Genomic DNA, 24,021 nt, shown 5'->3' with positions numbered 1-24,021 from the left:
CCTACAAGAAAAGACTCCTATTTTATTTGAGGTGAAGTAATTGTCTAAGATTATGGCCGTAGCAAATCAAAAGGGCGGTGTGGGGAAAACGACGACATCTGTTAACTTGGGTGCAGGACTGGCTTCACTCGGGAAAAGAGTATTGCTTGTCGATATTGACCCTCAGGGGAATACAACCAGCGGAGTCGGAATCAATAAAGCAGATGTGGCTAATTGTATATATGATGTCATTATTAATGAGGTTCCTCCTCAAGAAGCGATTGTGGAGACTCAGATTGAAGGCCTTCATATCATACCTGCAACGATTCAGCTTGCCGGAGCCGAGATTGAATTGGTTTCCACGATATCACGGGAAGTTCGCCTGAAAAAATCACTCGCCATGGTGAAAAAAAACTATGATTACATACTGATCGATTGCCCACCTTCTCTTGGTATGTTGACGATCAATTCGTTAACCGCTTCCGATTCGGTGATCATTCCGATTCAGTGTGAGTACTATGCACTTGAAGGATTAAGCCAGTTGCTTAATACGGTTCGTCTGGTACAAAAACATCTGAATACATCCCTGCAGATTGAAGGGGTATTGCTGACGATGTTTGATGCACGGACCAATCTGGGGATACAGGTTATTGAAGAAGTGAAGAAGTATTTTCAACAAAAAGTATATCAAACGATTATTCCGCGTAACGTACGGCTTAGTGAAGCACCATCTCATGGTCAATCGATTATCACGTATGACCCTCGGTCAAGAGGGGCGGAAGTTTATTTAGAGCTCGCAAAGGAAGTGATTTCTTATGAGTAAGCGGCTTGGAAAAGGTCTTGATGCCCTCATTCCTTCGCTTTCAATTAATGACGATGATAAAGTCGTAGAAATCCCGATTAGTCAACTGCGGGCTAACCCCTATCAACCACGTAAGGTGTTTGATGAGGGCGCAATACATGAACTGGCTGAGTCCATTCGGCAGCATGGTGTCATACAACCCATTATTGTACGTCCTGTATTGCGAGGTTATGAGATTATTGCCGGAGAGCGGCGGTTCAGAGCATCCCAATATTGTGGTAATGCCACCGTACCCGCTGTAGTCCGCAACTTCAGTGATCAGCAGGTAATGGAGATTGCATTGATCGAGAATCTGCAACGGGAGAATCTGAATGCCATGGAAGTTGCAGTTGCTTATCAAGGGTTAATGGACCAATTCGCGTTGACTCAAGAAGAGTTGTCTGTAAAAGTTGGTAAATCACGTTCTCACATTGCTAACTTCTTGCGTCTGTTATCATTGCCGGAAGAAGTAAAAGATCATGTTTCACGTGGAACATTATCTATGGGACATGCACGTGCGATCGTGGGTGTTAAAGATGAGGTTATGGTGAAGCAACTTGCCAAACAAACCATTGATCAGCAATGGAGTGTGCGTGAGTTGGAGGAAGCTGTTCAACAACTGGATCGTTCCAAGATGGGTGAGGCAAAAGCCAAATCGAAGTTGAAGAAGAAAGATCCGTTCATTGATACGGTGGAAGAGTCACTGCGTGAACGTTTCAAAACAACAGTGAAAATTAAGCACAACAAAGATAAAGGTAAAATTGAGCTCAACTACTACAGTCAACAGGATCTGGAACGGCTATTGGAATTGTTACAATAATAGTCGGATCGATGATTCATAACAACATGCGGGGCTTACTCATGTCATGACATATCGCCTCTGTACCATGGAGAAACGATATGTCATTCTTTTTTTACAGAGTTAGATGTGCAGTATGTGCAGGCGAATAATTAATTAATGGGACAGAGGTGGTTGTAAGGTGGAGGGAGTTATCTATCTAGATCATGCAGCAACATCTTGGCCGAAACCACCTGCTGTCGGTGATGCGATGCTGAGTGCACTGGAGATTGCAGGAGCCAATCCTGGCAGAGGCAGTCACCGGATGGCTGTTCAGGCAAGTCGTGTACTGTTCGAGGCCAGAAGATCTATATCTAATATTTTTGGTATTAAGAATGCGAATGATATTGCATTCGGATCGAATACGACAGAAGCGCTAAATCTGGCTATTCAAGGTTCGCTCAAGGAAGGCGATCATGTGATTGCCACCATGGCGGAACATAACTCAGTCAGACGACCACTAGAGTATATGCGCAGACTCCGAAATGTGGAGATTGATTATGTACCTGTTAATGCTGCGGGAGCTATTGATCTGAAGCTAATGGAACGTATGTTTCGTTCGAATACCAGATTAGTGGTATGTACACATAGTTCCAATCTGCTTGGCAGTATTCTTCCTATTGGTGAAATTTCGCTCCTGTGTCGTAAACATCAAGCGATCTTGTTGGTAGATGCAGCTCAAAGTGCTGGGGTTATGCCTGTGAATGTACAACAACTGAATATTGATATGCTTGCATTCCCGGGACACAAGGGATTGCTTGGTCCTCAGGGGACAGGAGGCTTGTACATTGCTCCTGAGCTCGATATAGAGCCTTTACTTCATGGAGGAACAGGAAGTCAGTCAGAAGCGCTGGAGCAGCCGAAGGTGCGTCCTGATCGGTATGAAGCGGGGACGCCGAATACCGTTGGGATTGCAGGACTGAATGCGGGTGTGAAGCATGTACTTGAGATGACACCAGCGCTCATCTACCAACATGAGTGGGAGTTGACCCAACATATGATGGCTGGGTTGTCATCCGTTAAGGGCATTCGAATGCTCGGTCCAGAGATTGGACAGCCACGTACCGGATTAGTATCCTTTACTGTGGATGGGTATGATCCAGCACAACTCGCCTTCCGATTAGATCGGAATTATGGAATTGCGGTTCGCTCTGGTTTTCATTGCACACCGCTTGCACACGAATCTGCTGGTACAACCGCTACTGGAGCGGTAAGGGCCAGTGTGGGGTACAATTCGACCAGAGAACATGTGGATACACTCGTTAAGGCAGTGTTGGAGTTGACACGGGTAGACAAAGACTAGTTTAGAGTTGAAATGGCGAACTCATTTGGTACAGAGCTGCATGATTAATCTGATGAATATCGGGTTGATTTATAATGAATGATAATAATACAGACAGACGTTAATCTGATCAAAAATATAGAGGGGTAGTTGCAATTACATGGCTGAATTAAACGAGCTGATTCTGGAACAGCTGTTATGGATTATTGGCGGAATGGCATTACTTACGGTGATCTTGCTGATTGTGAGTATTGCTCAAGGGGCAAAGTTACGAAAGTTTAAACGTAAATATGAAGCCATGATGGCTGGCAGTGGAGTAGAGGACCTGGAATCGCTGCTCATTAATCTGAAAATTCAGATGGACAGCATTGAGGATGAACACAAACTGCAAACGAATCAGCTGCAAGTTGTCATGCAAAAGCTGACCCGCATTCAAGGTAAAGTTGGCGTAAAAAGATACAATGCTTATGGAGAGAATGGTAGTGATCTGAGCTTCTCGATGGCCATGATTAACGATAGCCAGGATGGCATGATTCTTACGGGGATATATAACCGCGACGGTTCTTATGTATATGCAAAACCTCTTAAAGGGGGAGAGTCCACGTACACTCTGTCCCCAGAGGAAAAGGAAGCTATTACTCTGGCACAGCAAGCAGAGTAGAACGTGTATGCCATTCCCGGATGGCCGAGTATAGACTGCTGGATATAATTTCGGACATGCGCATAACGAGACTGAGCCGCGTGTTCTGTAGAACAAAGTACTCCATAAAGCCGCCGACGTTAACGATACCTGTCAGATGGATATCGCCGACCGGCGGTAATTCTTTATTTACCCCTGCACCCGGCTTGAGTGGACCATTCACGACTTGAATGCAGCCTACACTGGATGACTGCCCAAGACAGGCGTCAATGCCAATCACATAAGGGTTATGGTGTGTTTTCTGTATGTTGTGGAGCGTATCCTGAAGGTTCATCGCATGGACTGGTTCATCCAAGGTACCATACAAATGGAATAAAGGGCTGTCCCACTTGGAAAGTGCTGATCCGACCAGAGGACCAAGACAGTCGCCTGTTGAGCGATCTGTGCCGATGCAGACGATCACTACATTTTGCAGAGAATGGGCTTTATAGAGGTGGAACATTAAACGATGGGTAATGGCTGAGTGAATGCCTGGATCGGTATGGGGGATTTTCAGACTGGTCATGTCTTGTGATGAAAAGGAACGCGAAGTAGGATTCATAGGATCTATCCTTTCCCTTGGAATAGTAGTAACAGTATATGGAAAGGTAGAGCGTTTTATACTTCACGAGGACAAGCTTTTTCTCAAGGGTTGGACGCATGGCGAAAGGAGCCGGACATGGACGAATGGATTAATGATTGGATGCTGATAGCGTTTGATTCAACCCAGCAGGCACTGCGTGCTGAAATGCTGCTGGAATTTGCCGAGATAGAGATCGATTTGTTCCCTACGCCAAAAGAAATTACAGCAGGTTGTGCACTATGTATCCAGTTTCCAAAAGAGGATCTGGAGCGAGTGCAAAAGATCATTCGTAATGAGTTCGTAGAGATCCGAGGCCTCTATTTCAAAACAGAAGACAGCTATGATAACATACCGATGTAGAGGAGAGATGATGGATGTTGCCATTTCAATTTGTTCAAGGGATTGGTGGTCGCGGTGCGGTAGCGGCCGTGGATGAAGCTCTTCGTTGGACAGATCAAATCTGGAACAAAATTGCTGATCCCGATATGTGGCTTAATATTATGTTCAGTTCAATCCGAATCATCATTATTTTTATCATCACCCGTATCGTCATAAAGGTTGTATATCGAATTATAGATCGTTCCATGGAACGTAAGCAGGAAGGCAAGATTCGCGTGAATCCGCGCAGATTCGTAACTGTAGGGGAACTGCTGAAAAATGCGACCTCCATAACATGTAATTTTATTATGATTCTGCTACTGTTATCTGAGATCAATATCCAAGTTGGGCCGCTACTAGCGAGTGCTGGTGTGCTAGGGCTTGCCATTGGTTTCGGTGCACAGGGTTTGGTCAAGGATGTTATTACGGGTTTCTTCATTATACTGGAGGATCAATTCGCTGTGGGGGATGTTATTCAGACGGGAACCTACAAGGGAACGGTTGAGGTGATCGGACTTAGAACTACCAAACTGGTTAGCTGGCAAGGTGAGGTGCACATTATCCCCAACGGCGCGATTGCAAGTGTAACGAACTACTCCATGTCGAATTCGCTAGCTGTAGTGGATATTCCGATGAAGGCGGACTTGAGTCTCGATGAGTCTGTACACCTGGTGAAGAAGTCTTTGGTTGGGATTGAAGAGCGTGATCTAAATATTGTGAAGGTCCCAGATGTACTCGGTATACAGTCGATGTCTACGTCAGAATATGTGGTGCGAATTGTGGCTGAATGTATGCCTAACTCTCGTGCTTCTGTGGAACGTCAGATTCAGGGCGATGTGAAAAAAACGCTGGAGTATCATGAGATGAGTAATCAAGCAGCATTGGAACAGGCGGTAGCTTTGGAGAAAGATGAGGGGGATGGCACAGGTGGAGCGTAAAAGTTTCCAGCTTGGGGATATCGTGCAGATGAAGAAGCAGCATCCCTGTGGCAGTAATGAGATGGAGATCATTCGAATGGGTATGGATATTCGGATCAAGTGTGTTGGATGTAAACACAGTGTGTTGATTCCAAGAGCAAAATTCGAGAAAAACATGAAGAAGGTACTCCGCTCAGCGGAAGATTCCACTGAATCCTGACCTTGGAATGATTCGGAATTCGGTACTCAAAATAACGTTTACATGCAGGCTCCGTACGGGTGTTGCGTTCTGTAAATGATCATGCTATAATCAATATTGCTGCGGAAAGGTACCCAAGAGGCCCAAGGGGGCTGACTCGAAATCAGTTAGGCGTGTCACAGCGTGCGTGGGTTCGAATCCCACCCTTTCCGCCACTTCATTTACAATTTACTCAATACACATTGAGTTCAATAAAAAGATCGATAAGAAGACTTCCATTAGGGAAGTCTTTTTTGTTTATCGTTATATTGAATACGAATATATCGACTACGAAATGAACATGTATTTATACTTATTAGCTGGATCAGTACTACTTAAACGAAAAATAAAGAGCCCCGAAGGGCTCTTTATCCGGCGGTGCATTTGTTTGTTAGAAAACAATCGGTCGTAACAATCAGAAACCTGGTGTACTGCACGTAGCAATACGTGTTTTTCAGACGAAGGGCCTTACAACACATAACCACTTGCTTCTTAAATTACGTGATGAATCTCCAACAGCGAATGATCGGCTTCGTTGTCCAACGGAACCACACCTCTCTCGTGCACCGCCTGATTGTATTATGTGCTTTATTCCGTTTTATATACATGGATCTTAAAAAAAGGTATTGCGATTAGTGGACGCGGGCTTTGGTTAGCTTCTTCCACTTGCGATTATGATTGCTTGTCTCGGGAAAAGCTTCGCCTTTTTGCAGCGTTACCCGCTTCGGGTTCTGAATTTCCGAGACAAAGCTTTTTTCCCCGACTTCCGTGTACTCTCCATCATTTGGTGCTTTGTCTCCGGGCTCAAACTCGGTTTTTTCACCCATGATAAAACCTCCTCTGCAGAATATGTTACATTGTTGCATCTGTAGTGTGCTCCATAGCTGGGGTGATCATGTGCCAATATGTACAGGGAACGTTTGCTTGCACTTTGACTCGGTATTTGTTATATTAATATAGTTCGAGTTTGTGCTCGTTCCTTGCTCTCAACCTAGATTGAGGGCCAGAGTCCATAAGGAGGTGAAAATTATGCGCAAATATGAAGTGATGTACATTATTCGTCCTGACATTGAGCAAGAAGTTGTTCAAGCTACAGTCGATAAATTCCAAGGCATCATCTCCAACGGCGGTGGTGAAGTTACAGCTCACGACGTTATGGGTAAACGCCGTCTTGCGTATGAGATCAAGAAATTCCGTGATGGTTTTTATGTTCTGGTACATTTCACTGCTGAACCAGCAGTTGTAACTGAACTTGAGCGTCTCATGAAGATTTCTGACGAAGTAATTCGTTATCTCATTACCAACGACGTTAAGTCTGCTTAAGACTACTCGTGATTAACGCACCAATACGCTCTGAAGGAGGGGATTACATTGTTGAACCGTGTCATTCTGATCGGACGGTTAACCCGGGATCCTGAGTTGCGTTACACTCCAGCAGGAGTGGCAGTTACGCAATTTACTTTGGCAGTGGACAGACCGTTTACAAGCCAAGGGGGAGAAAAGGAAGCCGATTTCATTCCGGTCGTAACCTGGAGACAGCTTGCCGAGACCTGTGCGAACTACTTGCGCAAAGGACGCCTGGCTGCAGTCGAAGGACGCATTCAAGTACGGAACTACGAGAATAACGAAGGAAAACGTGTATACGTGACCGAAGTCATTGCCGATAATGTCCGTTTCTTGGAGTCAGCTAACCGTGATAATAGCGGTGGCGGCGGTGGGCAACCAATGCGTGAAGAGCCTTCTTATGGAGGCGGCGGACGCGCGAACAATAACAATAATTCGCGTAGCAACAATCAGGATCCTTTTTCCGATGACGGAAAACCGATTGATATATCGGATGATGATTTGCCATTTTAACATGAGCTGATATTCTCTTGAGGATATGGGTTACATGATAGGAAAGGACTGAAAAGCATGGGCTTCAAGCAAAGAGAAGGCGGAGACAACGATAAAAGACCGGCACGTCGTGGCGGCCGTAATAAACGTCGTAAAGTGTGCTTCTTCACAGCTAACAAAATTACTCACATCGATTATAAAGATACGGACTTGCTTCGTAAATTTATCAGCGAACGTGGAAAAATTTTGCCACGCCGTGTAACAGGTACTAGCGCTAAATATCAACGTGCTCTGACGATTGCAATCAAACGCTCCCGTCAAATCGCATTATTGCCATACACAACTGAGTAGTTTTTACTCAGCTTGCATACGAAGCAGTCGGCTTATAGCCGGGTGCTTTTTTTGTATGTATAAATTGAAATAACATGTTCACTCTAACAATTCAGAGAATCAAATATTGTGGTGATAGAGGCATTCAAGGCTCAAATGAATTATAATAGAGTCTAATCTACTGAAAAGGTCAGGCAGCATGAATAGCTGTTTATTTCAGAATAAACATCAGGAGTGGATATGAATACATCACAACGTAAAGGCAAGCAGAGAAAAAGGAAAAGTCTAAAAACCTGGATTGTAGCTACTCTTTTACTTTCCATTATATATGTATGGTTACAGCAAAAAGGTGATATAGATAATATGTGGCCAGGAACAACGCTTCAAGATGCTGTGCCGATCACCGGCCTTCATCCTGTGGTAGCAGAGAATGAGGAATTATTGGTACGTAAGGCAGCCAGACGTGGAATAGAGATTGTTATAACCCACGGCTACCGAAGTTCCGAGGAGCAAGATGCACTATTTAACCAAGGACGCTCAAGTACAGGCAGTATCGTTACGAATGCGCGTGGTGGTGAATCATATCATAACTATGGATTAGCTATTGATTTTGCACTGAGAACGCCTGAGGGTGATGTGGTGTGGGATATGGAACGGGATGATAACGGGAATGGCAAGGCAGACTGGATGGAAGTCGTGGATCTCGCGAAAGAGTTGGGTTTCACTTGGGGTGGTGACTGGGCTAACTTTCCGGACTATCCTCACTTGCAGATGGATTTTGGTTTGAGTATCAATGAGTTAAAACGAGGTAAAAGACCTCCAGACTCTCAATAAAAATGTACTTAATATACACTTATATGAATAAATATTAGAAAATCTCTGCATTTTGCAGGGATTTTTTCTTTCTTTTGTAAAATAAATGATAAAAGATGACAATTTGGTCTTTACATCAGCAAATAAATGAAACTATACTATAATAACTAGATTTTTTACTTTGGTCGAACTTATTATATCAAATGTAAGAATAATGGCTCCGATTAAATAGAGTTAAGCTATCGATTGAAAATAGTTAAAACTAAAATATATAACATTTACCTCACATTAACTTTAATTTTCCTACTGACTACAACATATACATATACATCTTATGTAACTATTATGTAATGTATATATTGAAATGATTATTTGATCATATACACCTCATAGTTAAAAGTAGGATAGAATCTCTCAAACCCCTTGCCATATACCTTTATAATATTACTAATATCCAAATCTGTGGTATAAAAAACATTTATACCAAAAATCTCAAAATAAGCATTGACGTCAGATAAAATTACACGTATGATTACATTAATTATTTTGTAATATAATTCCGCTAGGATTTATCAACATTAATTGACCAATGGTCTAAATAAAAGTCTCTTAAACTTGTTTCTCCTAAAGATTTGGTATTTTGTATAAGCTATTGTTCGTTATCTTCAAGAACTTGGAAATATACAGTGGATGCATTCTTCTACACACGAATACAATCTACGGAAATTATGGGGTTAGGGTGATTGATTTGAATACAGAGCTATTGGAAGTCAGAAATCTAACAACATCATTCAGAATTGAAGATGACTATTACGCAGCAGTGGATCACGTTAACCTTAAGGTGAAGAAAAATGAAGTGTTGGCGATTGTAGGCGAATCCGGGTCAGGCAAAAGTGCTTTTGCATTCTCTCTTATGGGTTTGCATAACAAAGCAAAAATTGAAGGCCAGATTCTCTATAAAGGACAAGATATTGCCAACATCTCCCCAAGCAAGTTGAACAAGCTACGCGGCAAAGAAATGGGCATGATTTTTCAAGACCCATTGTCCGCACTAAATCCTCTAATGATTATTGGTGAACAGATTGAAGAGATTCTTACACTTCATCAGTCCAAGCTGTCTTCCAGAGAGAAGAGAGAAAAGGTTATTCACTTATTGAATCAGGTAGGGATTCCACGTCCCGAACAAATATACAAGCAGTATCCCCACGAATTATCTGGTGGTATGAGACAGAGAATTGTCATTGCCATCGCGATTGCCAACAAACCAGAACTACTCATAGCCGATGAACCTACGACGGCGCTTGACGTTACGATTCAACTACAGATTCTGGAGCTGATCCGTGATCTGAAGAACGAAATTAACGCAGGCATTATTCTGATTACACATGACCTGGGTGTCGTAGCCGAGATGGCTGATCGCGTTGCAGTTATGTATGCAGGAGAAATTGTTGAAATCGCAGATATCTTCACACTGATGAATGATGCGAAGCATCCGTATACACGTTCACTGTTGAACTCGATTCCCACCCTATCTGAAGAAGGATCCAAATTGCATGTCATCCAAGGCATCGTGCCTTCACTCAAAAATCTTCCTCGCAAAGGGTGCAGATTCAAAGCCCGAATTCCATGGATTAGTGATTCGGCTCATGAAGAGAACCCACAGATGCATGAAATTGCACCAGGCCACTATGTACGGTGTACCTGTTACCAGCACTTTCATTTCCCTGACCAAGCTGAGGAGGAATAACATAATGGCATTACTCGAAGTAGAAGGACTCAAGATACATTTTCCGATTCGCGGTGGATTGCTCAAACGGGAAATTGGCAGTGTAAAGGCTGTTGATGGTGTTAGCTTCTCCATTGAACAAGGACAGACCTACGGTTTGGTTGGTGAATCCGGTTCAGGCAAGACAACCACAGGAAGAGCCATTATTGGGCTGAATCATGTCACTGATGGAAAGATCCTGTTTAACGGTAAGAATCTGGCTACCGAGCGACGGAAGAACAGGCAGCTTCAACGGGATGTACAAATGATCTTTCAAGATCCATATTCATCACTGAATCCGAAGAAGCGGGTTATTGATATCATCGCTGAGCCGTTTCGTAACTATGAGCGTCTGACAGCTACCGAGGAGAAAAGACAAGTAAGAGAATTACTTGAAAAGGTTGGTTTGAGTCCGGAATCAATCTACAAATATCCCCATGAATTCTCAGGCGGGCAGCGTCAACGGATCGGCATTGCACGTGCTATTGCACTAAAACCGAAGCTGATCATTGCTGATGAACCTGTATCTGCACTGGATGTATCGGTACAGGCCCAAGTACTCAATTTTATGCAGGAAATTCAAAAAGAACTGAATCTGACGTACCTGTTCATCAGTCATGATCTCGGCATCATCCGCCATATGTGTGATGAGATTGGGATTATGTATAAAGGTCGATATGTGGAACAGGGAACAACGAATGATATTTTTGAGAATCCGCAGCACATCTACACCAAACGTCTTATTGCAGCCATTCCGGATATGGACCCAACCAAACGAGAGGAAATGGTAGCCTTCCGTCAACAGGTCAAAACGGAGTATGAACATTCATACCGAAATTTCTTTGATGAGGAAGGGCTTGCATACTCGCTCAAATCCATTTCCGATACTCACCGAGTAGCTCTACCTCAGAAAGGTTGAAGGCCATATGTGGAAAACGATAGTACGCAGAATTATCATAATGATCCCTCAGATCTTTTTACTAAGTCTTTTAGTCTTTCTGATGGCCAAGGCCATGCCGGGCGACGCGTTAACCGGATTGCTTGATCCAAGCGTTGATCCCAAAGCATTGGAAGCCCAGCGAGAGAGATTGGGATTGAATAATCCCTGGTACGTGCAATATTGGGACTGGATCAAAAACGCCGTACAAGGTGATTTTGGACAATCCTTCCGCTTCAAAATGCCGGTTACTGACCTGATTGGTCAGCGTGTAGCAAACACATTCTGGCTTGCACTGGCGACACTTGTGCTGACTTACCTGATCGCGATTCCACTGGGTATCATCAGTGGTCGTTACAACGATACCTGGTCTGACCGGTTGATCACGGGTTACACCTACCTGGGCTTTGCTGCACCATTGTTTATTTTCGCACTGGTGATGGTATGGATCTTCGGATTCCACTTCGGCTGGTTCCCAACAGGAGGAAGTGTTGCACCTGGACTTACACCAGGTACATTCAGCTACGTCATGAGTAAGTTCTACCATCTGTTATTACCAGCACTATCCATGGCACTGATTACAACGGTATCTACCGTTCAATATTTGCGTAGTGAGATCATTGATATCAAGCATAAGGAATTCGTTATTACTGCGAGAGCCAAAGGTGCCTCGGAATCCCGGATCTACAACAGACATATCTTGAGGAACTCGCTATTACCTATCGCTGCATTCTTCGGATATGAGATCACAGGACTTATCGGAGGTACGGTATTTATAGAAAGCATATTCAGTTATCCAGGTATGGGGCAGTTGTTCCTGAGTTCCATCTCATTGCGTGACTTCAGCGTTGTGACTGCACTCGTATTGTTATATGGCGTAGCCTCCATTCTCGGGGCATTGCTGTCTGACATAATTCTAGGAATTGTAGATCCACGTATACGGATCAAGTAAGAACTTGAAGATTTCGGGGTGAAAACAAGATGAGCAAGGCCAACGAGGTAGTTGTAACTTCACAAAAGGTTGATAAAAGCCCCTCTAGCTTAAATATTTTATGGAGGGAGCTTGTCAGAGATAAGGTGGCACTAATCTCGCTCATTTTCTTGGGCTTGGTCATGTTGCTGGTATATGGCACGTCTCTCATTCTGAATCAGGATGATATCGTACGCGTGGATCTGTTTGCCTTATATGAACCGCCATCCGCGAAATATTGGCTTGGAACAGACTATGGAGGTCGTGATGTATTCGGCCAACTGGTCATCGGTACACGTAACTCGCTGAGCATTGGAATTATCGTAACGTTAATGACTGGCTTCATAGGTATCTTAATTGGCCTTTTATCCGGTTATTTCGGTGGAATGATTGACAACCTGTTTATGCGTGTTGTTGATTTCTTCATGATCCTTCCCATGCTGATGATTGTTATCGCGTTTGTTACAGCAGTACCGAAATACAATATCATCTCGTTCTCTCTAATCATGACGGCGTTTCTCTGGATGGGTATTGCCAGACTAATTCGCTCCAAAGCGTTACAGGAACGGGAGCTGGACTATGTAAAAGCTTCAAAAACATTGGGCTCTTCTCATCTGAAGATTATGCTCTCACAGGTTCTTCCGAATCTGAGCTCCATTATCATCGTAACGATGACATTGAATCTCGCTGCCAACATTGGCCTCGAATCCGGGCTGTCTTTCCTCGGGTTTGGTTTTCCCGAAAGCACACCCAGTCTTGGAACACTCGTAAGTTATGCACGTAATCCGCAAACCCTGGAATCCAGATGGTGGATATGGCTACCCGCATCGGTGCTGATCCTGGTATTGATGTTGAGTATAAATAATGTCGGTCAAGCCCTAAAGCGTGCGACTGATGCAAGACAAAGAAGAGGTTAAAAAAAGGGAGGAAAGGTTCATGAAAAAGGGATTATTTTCACGGGGACTATTTTTCACGATGATGCTGGTCTTTGTATTGGTGCTCGCAGCATGCTCGGAGAAAGAAGCAGCTACTCCAGCTCCAACTACAAACACAGAAGAGGGAAAAACAGAGGAAAAACCTGCTAATGAAGAGGGCGTTTACTCCATTGAAGACTTCAACAATGTCAAAACGAATGAAGGTACTGCGATCGAAGGTGGATCGATTACATTCGGACTTGTATCGGATACTGCTTTTGAAGGTACACTGAACTACAACTTCTATTCCGGTAACCCGGATGTTCAGGTACTGCAATGGTTCGATGAGCCATTACTTACATGGGACAAAGACTATGTGTACACCAATGATGGTGCAGCAACATATGAGACGTCTGAAGATGGAAAAACATTTACACTGACCATTCGTGACAATGTAAACTGGCATGATGGCAAGCCGGTAACGGCTGAAGATCTGCAATTTGCTTATGAGGTTATTGGTAACAAAGCGTATGATGGTCCACGTTATGACTCCAACTTTACTAGCATAGTAGGTATGGAAGAATTCCATGCGGGAACAGCAAAAACAATCTCGGGTATTGAAGTGCTGAGCGACAAACAAATCAGCATTACGTATAAAGAATCCACTCCGTCCCTGCTGACAGGTGGCGTATGGACGTATCCACTTGCTAAACATATCTTCGGAGATATGGATGTAGCGAAAATGTCTTCTTCCAAAGAAGTACGTGAAAAACCAATTGGTTTTGGTCCATTTAAAGTGGATGTCATCACTCCGGGTGAGTCTGTAACTTATGTTAAGAACGAAGACTACTGGCGTGGAGCTCCAAAACTGGACAAAGTGACTCTGAAAGTTATCAACCCGACAACGGTTGTTCAAGAACTGAAATCTGGCGGGGTAGACCTTGTAGATGCATTCCCGACAGATCAATACAAAGACAATGCTAACCTGTCCAACGTAGAATTCCTGGGCGCAATCGATCGTGCTTATACGTACATCGGTTTCAAACTGGGTACGTGGGATGAAGAAAACGGAAAAGTTGAAAGTAATGCTGAAGCAAAAATGGGTGACAAAAACCTGCGTAAAGCAATGTGGATGGCTGTAGATAACGATCAAGTAGGTAAACGTTTCTATAACGGTTTGCGTTGGAATGCTACAACTCTGATTCCGCCGTCTCACCCAGAGTTCCATGATTCCAGCAATCCGGGTGTAACGTATGATCCAGAAGCAGCGAAAGCATTGCTTGAAGAAGCTGGTTACAAACTGGATGGTGAATTCCGTACTAATCCGGATGGAACACCACTCGAAATCAACTTTGTTTCTATGACGGGTGGAGATATTGCACAACCACTGGCTCAATATTATGTTCAATCATGGGCTGCTATTGGTTTGAAAGTAAACCTGGAAATGGTTGAGTTCAACAGCTTCTATGACCGTGTAGGTAACTCAGGTAAAGATGATCCGAACGTTGATGTGTATCAAGCAGCATGGGGCGTTGGTATTGATGTAGATCCATCTGGTCTGTACGGCCGTGATGCACTGTATAACTTCTCTAGATTCTCTAGCGAAGAAAACGACAAATTGCTGGCACAAGGTGTATCTGCTGAAGCGTTCGATGTAGACAAGCGTAAAGAGATCTACAATCAATGGCAGCAATACATGGTAGATGAAGTTCCTGTATTCCCAACACTGTATCGTGCAGTTGTAGCACCGGTTAACAAACGTGTGCTGAACTATGCAATCGGTGATGGAACAGGCGTTTATCTAAGCGACCTGCAAGTCAATGCAGACAAAGCAGTTGTAGCTGAGTAATACATTCTGAAATTAGCAACTGTAAGGATTGGGGTCCTTTAAGAAGTCGGTTGCTAGATTATCATGAAGAATTCTCTTGGGAGAATGAACAAAAGTGTCTTTCAAAACATGGATTCTGTACACTCTGGCATGGGTGTATGGGGTTCATGTTTTTTTTGTAACCAAAAAATAAAAAAAATTTAACTTTTTTTCAAAAAAGTGCAGACAAAATGCCTCTTCACTTCGTCTATATAGGTAAGAGGTGATTATCTTATGAAAAAATGGTGGAAACGGACAGGTATGCTGCTGGCTCTGCTACTCATTATATATTTGGGTGTGAAACCGGACATGCTGGTAGGCAAACCGGGAATTAAAGCTGAATCTGCTGTATTGATGGATATGAACTCCGAACAGATCTTAATGGATTTTAACGGCTCAGAAGAAATTGCTCCGGCGGGCGTCAGTAAGTTGATGACAGAACTGCTTGTGATGGAAGCTGTGATTAATGGAGATATAAGCTGGGATGATCTTGTGAATGTGAGTCTGTACGCCAGCTCGGTGGGGGGCAGTCAACTGACCCTGAAACAGGGTGAGCAATTAACAGTAAAGGATTTATTCCAGATTGTAGCTGTCTATTCAGCAAATGATGCAGCGGTTGCTCTGGCTGAACATATCAGTGGTACAGAGCATAAGTTTGTGCAACAGATGAACCAAAAAGCAACTCAGATTGGACTGTCTGAGGATACACAATTCACAAATTCTACGGGTCTCAGTGAAAAGTTGCTTGGTCCTAACCGACCGACGGAAATACAAGGGCAGACCTTAATGACGGCTATAGATGCGTGCAAGCTTGCGCGACATCTGTTGAATAACCATCCCGAGATCTTAAGAGTCTCCAGTCAAATGCAAGTATCGATGCATCAAAAAGGAATGTACATGAGTAACACGAACTGGATGTTGTCCTCCATTGGTGGGCCGTATGCTTACGATGGGAATGACGGATTGAAGACCGGGTATGATGAGGATTCCGGATATCATTTTGTTGGGACAGCTGAACGTGATGGCAAAAGACTGATCTCCGTTGTATTTGGAACAGATACTCGTGAAGGGCGTTTTGTGGAGACACGTAAGTTGTTCAACTATGGATTTTCGGGTTCAAAATAATGTGCGAACATGGATATCATCAAGGAGACTCTTCTCGCTGTTATCTCGTGGTTAATCATGGTAAAATGACTTACGTATAATTCCATATTATTATGTAATTCACTTTAAAGGGGGAAATCGTTTGAACGCGATTAGCAAAAAGGTATACGCTCTCACGCTTACCATGGCCATGTCCATTGCACTGATTCAACCAGCTGTACAGGCGGCAGAAGCCGTAAAACCAACAGCGGCAGTCTCGGAAGCCATCGCATCCAAGGCTACGCAGACACTACAGCAACTGGGATACATAGATGAAATCACAGAATTAACGACTCCGATCACTCGTGCCGAAGCGGCAGTCATTCTGCAACGTGTACTTAAACTGGATGAGCCTGCATCACTTACAGGTTTCGCAGATGTATTGCCGGAGAATGAAGCTGCGCCTGCGATCTACGCTCTGAAGCAAGGTGGGCTCATTCAAGGGAAGGCCAAAGGCTATGCCCCGGATGCACCACTTACACGTGCACAAATGGCATCGTTGTTCACGCGTGCATTCGAACTGAAGGATAACGGAATCCAGGTAGTATACAGCGATTCTGATCAGATTCCAGCTGTGCATGCGAATGACGCCGCACGGGTTAAGCAGCATTTTATTATCGAAGGTAGCGCATTCAAAGCCAAACAATCGGTGACTCATGGCGAATTCGCAGATGCGCTGTATCTTGCGCTCGGACTCGATGTGAAGTCAGAGGGACTTGCACCGCTGGAGGACTTCTTCAAACAGCCGGCTCAGGCAGGGTTCCAGATGTCGCCGGATGGTAAACATCTCGCTTACCTGGAGCCATGGAACAATCGCATGAATATCGTAGTTACCGCAAACGGTCAGGATAAGCCTGTACGCATTACGAGCGAAACAGAACGTAACATCGCAGGATTTGCATGGGCAACCAATGACAAGCTGCTCTACGTGCAAGATAAGGCAGGGGATGAGAATTATCACTTGTATGTTACGGATATCGATGGTAAAAACAGCAAGGATCTGACGCCGTATCCTAACACAAGAGCCATCCTGGTAGATCCGCTTGAGAATATCCCGGATGAGATTCTGGTAGGTATGAACAAGCGTGATCCACGCATCTTCGACGTATACCGTATTAATATCAAGACAGGAGAGGCTGTGCTTGCGGCAGAGAATCCAGGCAATATTACGGGCTGGCTGACGGATCACGAAGGTAAAATTCGTGTGGCTGTATCCAGCGATGGAAATGTGTCTTCGTTACTGTATCGTGAATCAGAGAATCAGCCGTTTGAGCCGCTACTGACTACGAAGCTGGGAGAGACTTTTGCTCCAGTCATGTTCACGTACGATAATAAAAACATTTATGCTGTATCCAACTTGGAGCGAGACAAAACGGCAATTGTAGAGTACAGTCCAAGCAGCAAGAAGGTAACCAAAACCGTTTATGAAAATAAAGATGTGGATGTAAGCAGCTTCATCCCTTCCAAAGAAAAGGGAACCATTCTCGCTGCTGTGTATGAGACAGACAAAGTGAACTATGAATTCTTTGATCAAGAGTTCAAAACGTTAATGCAGGATATCAAAGCGAAAGTACCAGGCAAGGAAGTTAGCATTAGCAATGCAAGCGAGGAAGGCCAGGTACTGTTCGTAGCGTATAGTGACAAAGCAATGGGTACGTATTATTTCTACGATTCCAAAACAGGCAAACTCGATAAGTTGGCTGACGCTGCACCTTGGATTGATGAGAGCCAAATGTCGGACATGAAGCCCATTACGTATAATTCACGTGACGGTCTAATCCTTCATGGTTATCTGACACTGCCTCAAGGAGCGGAGGCTTCCGACTTGCCACTGGTTGTTGTTCCACATGGTGGTCCTTGGGCTCGTGATTCATGGGGCTTCAATCCTGAGATTCAATTCCTGGCAAGTCGCGGCTATGCTGTTCTACAGGTGAACTTCCGTGGCTCTACGGGGTACGGTAAGCAATTCCTGGATGCAGGTAATAAAGAGTGGGGTAAAGCCATGCAGAATGACCTCACAGACGGCGTGAACTGGCTGGTTGCGGAGGGAACGGTTGATCCGAAGCGTGTAGCGATCTATGGTGGATCTTACGGCGGATACGCGGCTCTGGCAGGACTGGCATTCACACCGGACGTCTATGCTGCTGGTATTAGCTATGTCGGACCTTCCAACATTTTCACGCTTCTGGATTCACTGCCACCTTACTGGGAATCGGAGCGCAGCATGTTCTATGAACGTGTAGGAGATCCTGAGAAGGACAAGGAACTGTTAACAGCCATTTCACCACTCTTCCACATCGATCAGATGAAGGCTCCATTATTTGTGGTTCAGGGCGCTAATGATCCACGTGTCAAACAAGCCGAGTCAGACCAGATCGTTGAAGCATTACGCAAGCGTGGAGTCGATGTGCCATATATGTTAAAGACCAATGAAGGTCATGGCTTCGCAAACGTGGAGAATCAGCTTGATCTGTACCGTGCGATTGAGAAATTCCTGAATCGTCATCTGATGCAGCCATAGTTCGTTAGATATGAGGGCTGTCCCGCAGGTTCAACCGAATCTGTGGGCAGCTTTATTTTATTGGATCAGAGGTAAAATGAGTCAGATAACCATATTATTAAATTGACATATGGATTTCTTTTGTTTTAAAATGACCAGTGAGTCATTATTATTCAATTCGGTTTAATATATATGTACCAAACCAACTGTACGATACTGAATTTAAGATCTGATCGGGAGGTAACATGGGATGCAAAAACAAATGAAATGGCCGCTGATCCTGTTTGCCATAGGGGTATTTATGGCTGCGCTGGATAATGGGATTATCACCTCGTCATTGACCACCTTAAATGCATCGTTTGGTGTGTCGCCAACGTGGGGAGCGTGGACGATTACGCTCTACACGCTTGGACTTGCGGTGAGTGTTCCTATTGCGGGCAAGCTGTCGGACCGTTATGGTCGCAAGAAACTATTTTTGATTGAAGTGGCGTTGTTCGGAATTGGTTCGCTGCTGGTTGCGCTAAGCACATCGTTTACCTTCTTCCTGATCGCTCGCGTCATTCAAGCTTTGGGCGGTGGGGGGATATTTATCATTGCCAGTTCATACGTATTAAGCAAGTTCCCGGCGGAGCGACAAGGTACAGCCTTGGGTCTGCTCGGAGGGATGAATGGTGTTGCCGCTATTTTGGGGCCCAATGTTGGTGCTTTTATACTGGACGTTACGGGCAACTGGCATTGGTTGTTCCTGATCAACGTACCCATTGCCATTTTGCTATTCATTGCGGGTATTCGATTTATTCATGAAGAGCAGGAACTGAACCGTGCAGCAGTGGACTGGAGCGGTATCGCTGTCCTGACGCTAGGTGTACTTAGTTTAATGTATAGCTTCAGCAATCTGGACGGTGTGAACATGCTTCAAAGCCTGGGATCACCAATGTTTTACGGTTTCTTCTTGGCAGGTTTGATCATTCTGGTGCTCTTTTACTTCATGGAAAAAAGACTCGAAGGGTCTGAACGTGAACCTGTTGTATCGACACAGCTTCTAGGCATCGCTTCCTTTCGGTGGACGTTGCTGATTGCCTTTTTCTCTGGAGCCATTCTGGCCTCAGTGATCTTTATTCCCGGATTTGTTGAGCAATATCTTGGCGTATCCAATACGGCCTCCGGGTACTGGTTTACTCCGCTCGCGCTGGCATCCGGCATTGGGGCAGGCGGAGGTGGATACCTCGTTGACCGCAAAGGGCCAATCTGGACGTTATCGGTTGCGGGGCTGTTATCCGCCATTGGATTCCTGCTGTTCCCGCTATGGGTAGAGCATATCTGGCAATTTGTCATCGCGAGTACGCTCGTAGGTATCGGCTTCGGCATGATGCTCGGTGCGCCAGTTAACGTACTTGTCACGGAACAGGCGGGGGAGAACAACAAAGGCATCGCGGTAGCGACCAGTTCGTTATTCCGCCAGATGGCTATGGCTATTGCGCCTACGATTTTCGCCGGATTCCTGGCACGTTCTTTTATTAATCTGGGATCCAACATTCAGACAGGGTTCGCTGATAAAGGAATTCAGGTGCCGCCGGAGATGCTGGAGCAATATGCCTCGGGTGGAGCATCGGGGAGTGATGTCTCCAGTCTGACAGAGGGCCTGTCCCAAATTCCTGATGAAGGTATCCGTGATGTGTTGCTTCAGGCAGTGCATCAAACGACAGGTCAGGGTTACAATGGTCTATTCTGGTCTGCGGTCGTATTCAGTGTGCTTACGCTGGTGGCTGCGCTTATAACAGGACGTCTGCGTCAAAAAGAGAAAAGCCATCATGTAGAAAGTACATCCACAAATTGATGCGATAGCGTGTGAAAATGAAGAGAACAGTGTACCTTTTGTAACTAAAAAAGGAGTCGCTGTTCTTTTCAATTTAACCGGATTGTAACTTTTCATCTTCCCGCAATGATTACAATAGAACGAGCGTAAGCGGTGTCTTGATGCCAGAGAGAGAAAACTTCATAGAACACCGAGTCACAAGGCATCCCAGACGTTTAATTGGTATTATGGATTATCATTTTGATAGTGAAGAAGGAATCAATGGATGAAAAGCAGAACTAAAGATAAGAAGAAGAAAAGAAGAAAAGGCCTATATATAACGCTCGTTTCACTTGTTGTTTTGTTAATCGGGGGCTATTTGTTCCGTCAACAGCTGGCTGTAGCGGCATTTGATCTGTTTCTTGCCGGTTCGGTAGAAGATCAGCTATCCCGCTCTTATGTACCGCAGGAAGGCAACAATACGCCTGATCCAACGGTATACCGCAAGGAACCTTTCTCGGTGTTACTGCTGGGTTCGGACAAACGCGCTTACGAGAAGACGCGTGGACGTTCGGATACAGTGATCTACGCTGTGGTTCGTCCCAAGGAATCCCGTGTTCTTCTGGTATCCATTCCACGTGACACGTATGTGCAGATTGTGGGACGGGATGCGAACAAGGATGGGCAAGATGATTATGATAAGCTGGCGCATGCCTATGCGTTCGGTGGGGAGAATATGTCCATCAATACCGTAGAGAAGTTCCTTGATGCTGATGTAGGTTACTATGCAACGATCAACTTCGACGGAATCAAAAAGGTCGTTGATGCGCTTGGTGGTGTAAAACTGCCGATTGATGAGGACATTGTGAACAAGGACCCGAATCATGTGCAATTCACGATTGAAGGCGGCAAGCCGATCTATGACGGGCAGGAAGCACTGTATTATGTAAGATACCGTGAGGATAGCGATTTTAATCGTACCAAGCGGCAGCAGATTTTCTTGAACGCGATGGCGAATGAGATGTTGAATTTGAATCAAATCGCCAAAATTCCGGAATTGATTCAGATCATGGGAGATAGCTTCCAGACGGATATGCGAGCTTCTTTCATAATTGATCTGGCTAAACAGGTACTTACTCAGGAGAAACCGCAGATCTCAAGCTTCACCATTCTGGGTGAGGGGATGCGCAAAGACGGTATCTATTATGGCCGTGCTGACGAGAAAGATGTCCAATATGCCAAAGAGCTGATTAACAACTGGATGGATCAATCGACCCCAGCCGGTGAAGTAATGATCCCTGACCGGCAAATGATTGAATAATCAATTCCATACCGATGGTTTGTTGTAGACCACAATCAGCAGTACGTTTATTCGCGGGCTGCTGTTTTTTTCTTTGTAGTGAGATCCATGATCCTTTTGGAACATCCTGCGTTCTGATCCGTATAATATAAGTTGAGCGAGATAAGTTGAACGAAGAAATTCACAAGGAGGATACGTAAGGGTATGAACATCGCATTTTTTTTGCTGCCCAAACAAGAGGTTACGTGCGTGACGTCGGATTCTACGCTGCGGCAAACGTTGGAACGGATGGAGTATCATCGGTTTACGGCGGTGCCCATTTTGAATAAGGAAGGCAAATACATTGGTACGGTTACCGAAGGCGACTTACTGTGGTATATGAAGAATGCCGAGGGAAAGATTTCATTTGAAAACGCTTCAAAGTTCTTGCTCAAAGACGTTCCGCTTCGCCTGGATATTAAGCCCGTGTCCATTGACGCCAATATGGAAGACCTGATTAATCTGGCCAAAGTTCAGAACTTTGTTCCTGTGGTGGATGATATGGAACGGTTCATTGGTATTGTCAGACGGAGTCAGATTATTGAGTACTGCGAAGGCATTGTAGCCAAAGAATCGATTAAGGCCAAGTAAGCCGTAACGAATATAAACATTATTGTGACAGCAGGGATAATCACAGCCGTCCGGTATCATGTTAAACTTAAGAAGTCCTGAACCAAGGGCGCATTCGAAGTTTTTTTACAAGTATATATGTCGATTGGATGTACGGAGGACTCCGCATAAGTACCTGACATCAGTTTCGGAGAACTTCTCCGCTTTTTGGGGTAATTTTGCGGGCCCTCTTTTTATGCTATAATCGAGAATAAAGCTTTTTCGGGGGAGAGTGACTTTCGCCAAATGCCTAAAGAACTGGATGTAGCCAAACGCGCTAAAGTGATTGAATGGCTTAAAACCGAAGTACTTGATCAGGTATCCCGATTATTCAAGGCGTTATGGGAAGGCAGTACAACTCGAATCGGGGACAGTCTTGCCAGTTTGATTATGAGTAGTTACATATTGGGCCGCAGGCTCGGTATTCCTTTCAAGGATCTGGATGCACTGCTTGTTGAGAAGTTGAAAAAGCATAAACAGGAAGGTCACCAGCTTGAAGACTGGTACCAGGATATTTCCGCGCTAGAAGATCATATGCGTAAGAGGTGAATTTGTTGAAATTTAGCTTTAAATCAGCTGTTTGGAGTGCAGTCTATCTGCTCCTGCTACTTTCGCTGTTAACTCCTTTATCGGTACTTGCCATATTTTTTATGATGATTCCGGGAGTTATTTTGTATGCTTCATTATCTTTAAAATCATTTATATGGCATCTCGTGCCGGTGGCCGTTATTTTGGTGATATTCCATCCGATCTATCTGCTGCTATTGCTTGTCTTTACCCTGCCTGCGCTCGTTATGGGTCACGCGTATAAAACACGTAAATCGGCCCTGTTCACGCTTATGGCGGGAAGTGGCACGATGCTGGCGGAATACTTATTGTTGCTCTTGGTCGGCAGTGTCATTTTCCAATTCGACCTGTCCAGCTATATTGAAGATGTGGTCAGATTGACCATTGAACCGTTAACGAATACATCCAACCAGATGATCAACGGGTTTGCATGGACGCCTGAGATGACTGAGGATGTTGCCAAACAAACGCAGCTTATGATTCCTTTTGCACTGGTCGTGACATCGATGGTTATGGCTTTCATCACACACGTTATTGCTCGTCCGATTCTGAACGTGATGGGTGTGACGGTATCGAAGCTTCCACCAGCGAGAGAGTGGCGTATGCCGCGTGCGTTGATCTGGTATTATTTCCTCGCCTTGTTGATCGAAGTCATCTCTAGACAAAGTGATGGAACGTACTGGACCATGATTGCCATGAATCTGTCGCCGTTAATCAATCTTGGCTTCATGATTCAAGCGATCGGCTTCTTCTTCTTTCTCTCACATACAAAGAAATGGAATCCGGTTATACCGTATTTCCTGGCGGTTGCGGTCTTCTTCATTGGTCCGCTTCGGATTATCGGAATTATCGATCTGGCGTTCCCGCTTCGTGAGGCAATATCGAAATCAAAACGATAGGG

General features: G+C 44.6%; 25 protein-coding genes and 1 tRNA gene. 24 read left to right on the top strand and 2 right to left on the bottom strand.

Features of this window, described 5'->3' with window-relative positions; genetic code table 11:
• The first annotated feature begins 40 nt into the window (after positions 1-40).
• The 4 genes from HF638_RS24910 to HF638_RS24895 all read left to right on the top strand — a co-directional run bounded on the left by HF638_RS24910 (position 41) and on the right by HF638_RS24895 (position 3,601).
• Complete coding sequence (locus HF638_RS24910; RefSeq protein WP_024629525.1) at positions 41-802, top strand: ParA family protein; 762 nt, start codon at positions 41-43, stop codon at positions 800-802.
• On the top strand, positions 795-1,640 hold the full coding sequence (locus HF638_RS24905) for a ParB/RepB/Spo0J family partition protein (RefSeq protein ID WP_169482689.1): 846 nt from the start codon (positions 795-797) through the stop codon (positions 1,638-1,640). The genes HF638_RS24910 and HF638_RS24905 overlap by 8 nt, the downstream gene beginning before the upstream one ends.
• A 160-nt stretch (positions 1,641-1,800) precedes the next feature.
• Positions 1,801-2,961: an aminotransferase class V-fold PLP-dependent enzyme gene (locus HF638_RS24900; RefSeq protein ID WP_169482687.1), complete on the top strand. Its 1,161-nt coding sequence runs from the start codon at positions 1,801-1,803 to the stop codon at positions 2,959-2,961.
• Between the two features lie 139 nt (positions 2,962-3,100).
• Positions 3,101-3,601 (top strand): DUF4446 family protein, encoded by a 501-nt coding sequence (locus HF638_RS24895; protein WP_169482685.1) that lies wholly within the window; start codon positions 3,101-3,103, stop codon positions 3,599-3,601.
• Here the strand turns inward: HF638_RS24895 and yyaC are convergent.
• On the bottom strand, positions 3,576-4,181 hold the full coding sequence (yyaC, locus tag HF638_RS24890) for a spore protease YyaC (protein WP_036611957.1): 606 nt from the start codon (positions 4,179-4,181) through the stop codon (positions 3,576-3,578). The two genes, HF638_RS24895 and yyaC, sit on opposite strands and share 26 nt — an antisense overlap.
• A 117-nt stretch (positions 4,182-4,298) precedes the next feature.
• Here yyaC and HF638_RS24885 point away from each other — a divergent pair, with 117 nt between their 5' ends.
• From HF638_RS24885 to HF638_RS24870, 4 genes are all read left to right on the top strand, one after another.
• Positions 4,299-4,562, top strand: coding sequence for a putative Se/S carrier protein (locus HF638_RS24885; protein ID WP_017691427.1), 264 nt, complete (start codon positions 4,299-4,301; stop codon positions 4,560-4,562).
• 14 nt (positions 4,563-4,576) lie between these two features.
• A complete protein-coding gene (locus HF638_RS24880; protein WP_169482683.1) occupies positions 4,577-5,518 on the top strand; it encodes a mechanosensitive ion channel family protein in 942 nt (313 codons plus the stop codon).
• On the top strand, positions 5,508-5,717 hold the full coding sequence (locus HF638_RS24875; RefSeq protein ID WP_036611950.1) for a DUF951 domain-containing protein: 210 nt from the start codon (positions 5,508-5,510) through the stop codon (positions 5,715-5,717). Before HF638_RS24880 ends, HF638_RS24875 begins: the two co-directional genes overlap by 11 nt.
• A 103-nt stretch (positions 5,718-5,820) precedes the next feature.
• Positions 5,821-5,911: transfer RNA gene (locus tag HF638_RS24870), tRNA-Ser, on the top strand.
• A 456-nt stretch (positions 5,912-6,367) separates the two neighbouring features.
• Here HF638_RS24870 and HF638_RS24865 read toward each other — a convergent pair.
• Positions 6,368-6,562 (bottom strand): YjzC family protein, encoded by a 195-nt coding sequence (locus HF638_RS24865; RefSeq protein ID WP_105406420.1) that lies wholly within the window; start codon positions 6,560-6,562, stop codon positions 6,368-6,370.
• Between the two features lie 202 nt (positions 6,563-6,764).
• On the opposite strand from HF638_RS24865, the gene rpsF reads away from it, so the two are divergent.
• The 16 genes from rpsF (at position 6,765) to HF638_RS24785 (ending at position 24,019) form a co-directional block, all read left to right on the top strand.
• Positions 6,765-7,058 carry a 30S ribosomal protein S6 gene (gene rpsF, locus HF638_RS24860; RefSeq protein ID WP_036611944.1) on the top strand — a complete coding sequence of 98 codons (294 nt, stop codon included), beginning with the start codon at positions 6,765-6,767 and terminating at the stop codon, positions 7,056-7,058.
• A 48-nt stretch (positions 7,059-7,106) separates the two neighbouring features.
• Positions 7,107-7,592 (top strand): single-stranded DNA-binding protein, encoded by a 486-nt coding sequence (gene ssb / locus HF638_RS24855; RefSeq protein WP_017691432.1) that lies wholly within the window; start codon positions 7,107-7,109, stop codon positions 7,590-7,592.
• A 57-nt stretch (positions 7,593-7,649) separates the two neighbouring features.
• Positions 7,650-7,922, top strand: coding sequence for a 30S ribosomal protein S18 (gene rpsR / locus HF638_RS24850; protein ID WP_056697535.1), 273 nt, complete (start codon positions 7,650-7,652; stop codon positions 7,920-7,922).
• A gap of 219 nt (positions 7,923-8,141) precedes the next feature.
• Positions 8,142-8,735: a M15 family metallopeptidase gene (locus HF638_RS24845; RefSeq protein ID WP_169482681.1), complete on the top strand. Its 594-nt coding sequence runs from the start codon at positions 8,142-8,144 to the stop codon at positions 8,733-8,735.
• A 727-nt stretch (positions 8,736-9,462) separates the two neighbouring features.
• Positions 9,463-10,461: an ABC transporter ATP-binding protein gene (locus HF638_RS24840; RefSeq protein WP_169482679.1), complete on the top strand. Its 999-nt coding sequence runs from the start codon at positions 9,463-9,465 to the stop codon at positions 10,459-10,461.
• A 4-nt stretch (positions 10,462-10,465) separates the two neighbouring features.
• Positions 10,466-11,398 carry an ABC transporter ATP-binding protein gene (locus HF638_RS24835; RefSeq protein WP_211175779.1) on the top strand — a complete coding sequence of 311 codons (933 nt, stop codon included), beginning with the start codon at positions 10,466-10,468 and terminating at the stop codon, positions 11,396-11,398.
• 7 nt (positions 11,399-11,405) lie between these two features.
• Positions 11,406-12,368: an oligopeptide ABC transporter permease gene (gene opp4B, locus HF638_RS24830; RefSeq protein ID WP_169482677.1), complete on the top strand. Its 963-nt coding sequence runs from the start codon at positions 11,406-11,408 to the stop codon at positions 12,366-12,368.
• Positions 12,369-12,397: 29 nt separating this feature from the next.
• Positions 12,398-13,303 carry an ABC transporter permease gene (locus HF638_RS24825; protein ID WP_169482675.1) on the top strand — a complete coding sequence of 302 codons (906 nt, stop codon included), beginning with the start codon at positions 12,398-12,400 and terminating at the stop codon, positions 13,301-13,303.
• Positions 13,304-13,322: 19 nt separating this feature from the next.
• Positions 13,323-15,149 (top strand): oligopeptide ABC transporter substrate-binding protein, encoded by a 1,827-nt coding sequence (locus HF638_RS24820; protein WP_169482673.1) that lies wholly within the window; start codon positions 13,323-13,325, stop codon positions 15,147-15,149.
• A 252-nt stretch (positions 15,150-15,401) separates the two neighbouring features.
• The gene (locus HF638_RS24815) at positions 15,402-16,292 is read left to right on the top strand and encodes a D-alanyl-D-alanine carboxypeptidase family protein (RefSeq protein WP_169482671.1); all 891 of its coding nucleotides are present in this window, start codon (positions 15,402-15,404) and stop codon (positions 16,290-16,292) included.
• Between the two features lie 121 nt (positions 16,293-16,413).
• Positions 16,414-18,831, top strand: coding sequence for a S9 family peptidase (locus HF638_RS24810; protein ID WP_169482669.1), 2,418 nt, complete (start codon positions 16,414-16,416; stop codon positions 18,829-18,831).
• 229 nt (positions 18,832-19,060) lie between these two features.
• Positions 19,061-20,647, top strand: a complete 1,587-nt coding sequence (locus HF638_RS24805; RefSeq protein ID WP_169482667.1) for an MFS transporter — start codon at positions 19,061-19,063, stop codon at positions 20,645-20,647.
• A 244-nt stretch (positions 20,648-20,891) separates the two neighbouring features.
• Positions 20,892-21,926, top strand: a complete 1,035-nt coding sequence (locus tag HF638_RS24800) for an LCP family protein (RefSeq protein WP_169482666.1) — start codon at positions 20,892-20,894, stop codon at positions 21,924-21,926.
• Positions 21,927-22,109: 183 nt separating this feature from the next.
• The gene (locus HF638_RS24795; protein ID WP_062836539.1) at positions 22,110-22,535 is read left to right on the top strand and encodes a CBS domain-containing protein; all 426 of its coding nucleotides are present in this window, start codon (positions 22,110-22,112) and stop codon (positions 22,533-22,535) included.
• A gap of 264 nt (positions 22,536-22,799) precedes the next feature.
• Positions 22,800-23,102 carry a MazG-like family protein gene (locus HF638_RS24790; protein WP_017691445.1) on the top strand — a complete coding sequence of 101 codons (303 nt, stop codon included), beginning with the start codon at positions 22,800-22,802 and terminating at the stop codon, positions 23,100-23,102.
• 5 nt (positions 23,103-23,107) lie between these two features.
• Positions 23,108-24,019, top strand: a complete 912-nt coding sequence (locus HF638_RS24785) for a DUF2232 domain-containing protein (protein WP_169482664.1) — start codon at positions 23,108-23,110, stop codon at positions 24,017-24,019.
• The last annotated feature ends 2 nt before the right edge of the window (positions 24,020-24,021 follow it).

It is taken from the genome of Paenibacillus sp. SZ31, from assembly GCF_012912005.1.
Taxonomy (GTDB): domain Bacteria; phylum Bacillota; class Bacilli; order Paenibacillales; family Paenibacillaceae; genus Paenibacillus.
This window is presented reverse-complemented; position numbering and strand designations above follow the sequence as displayed.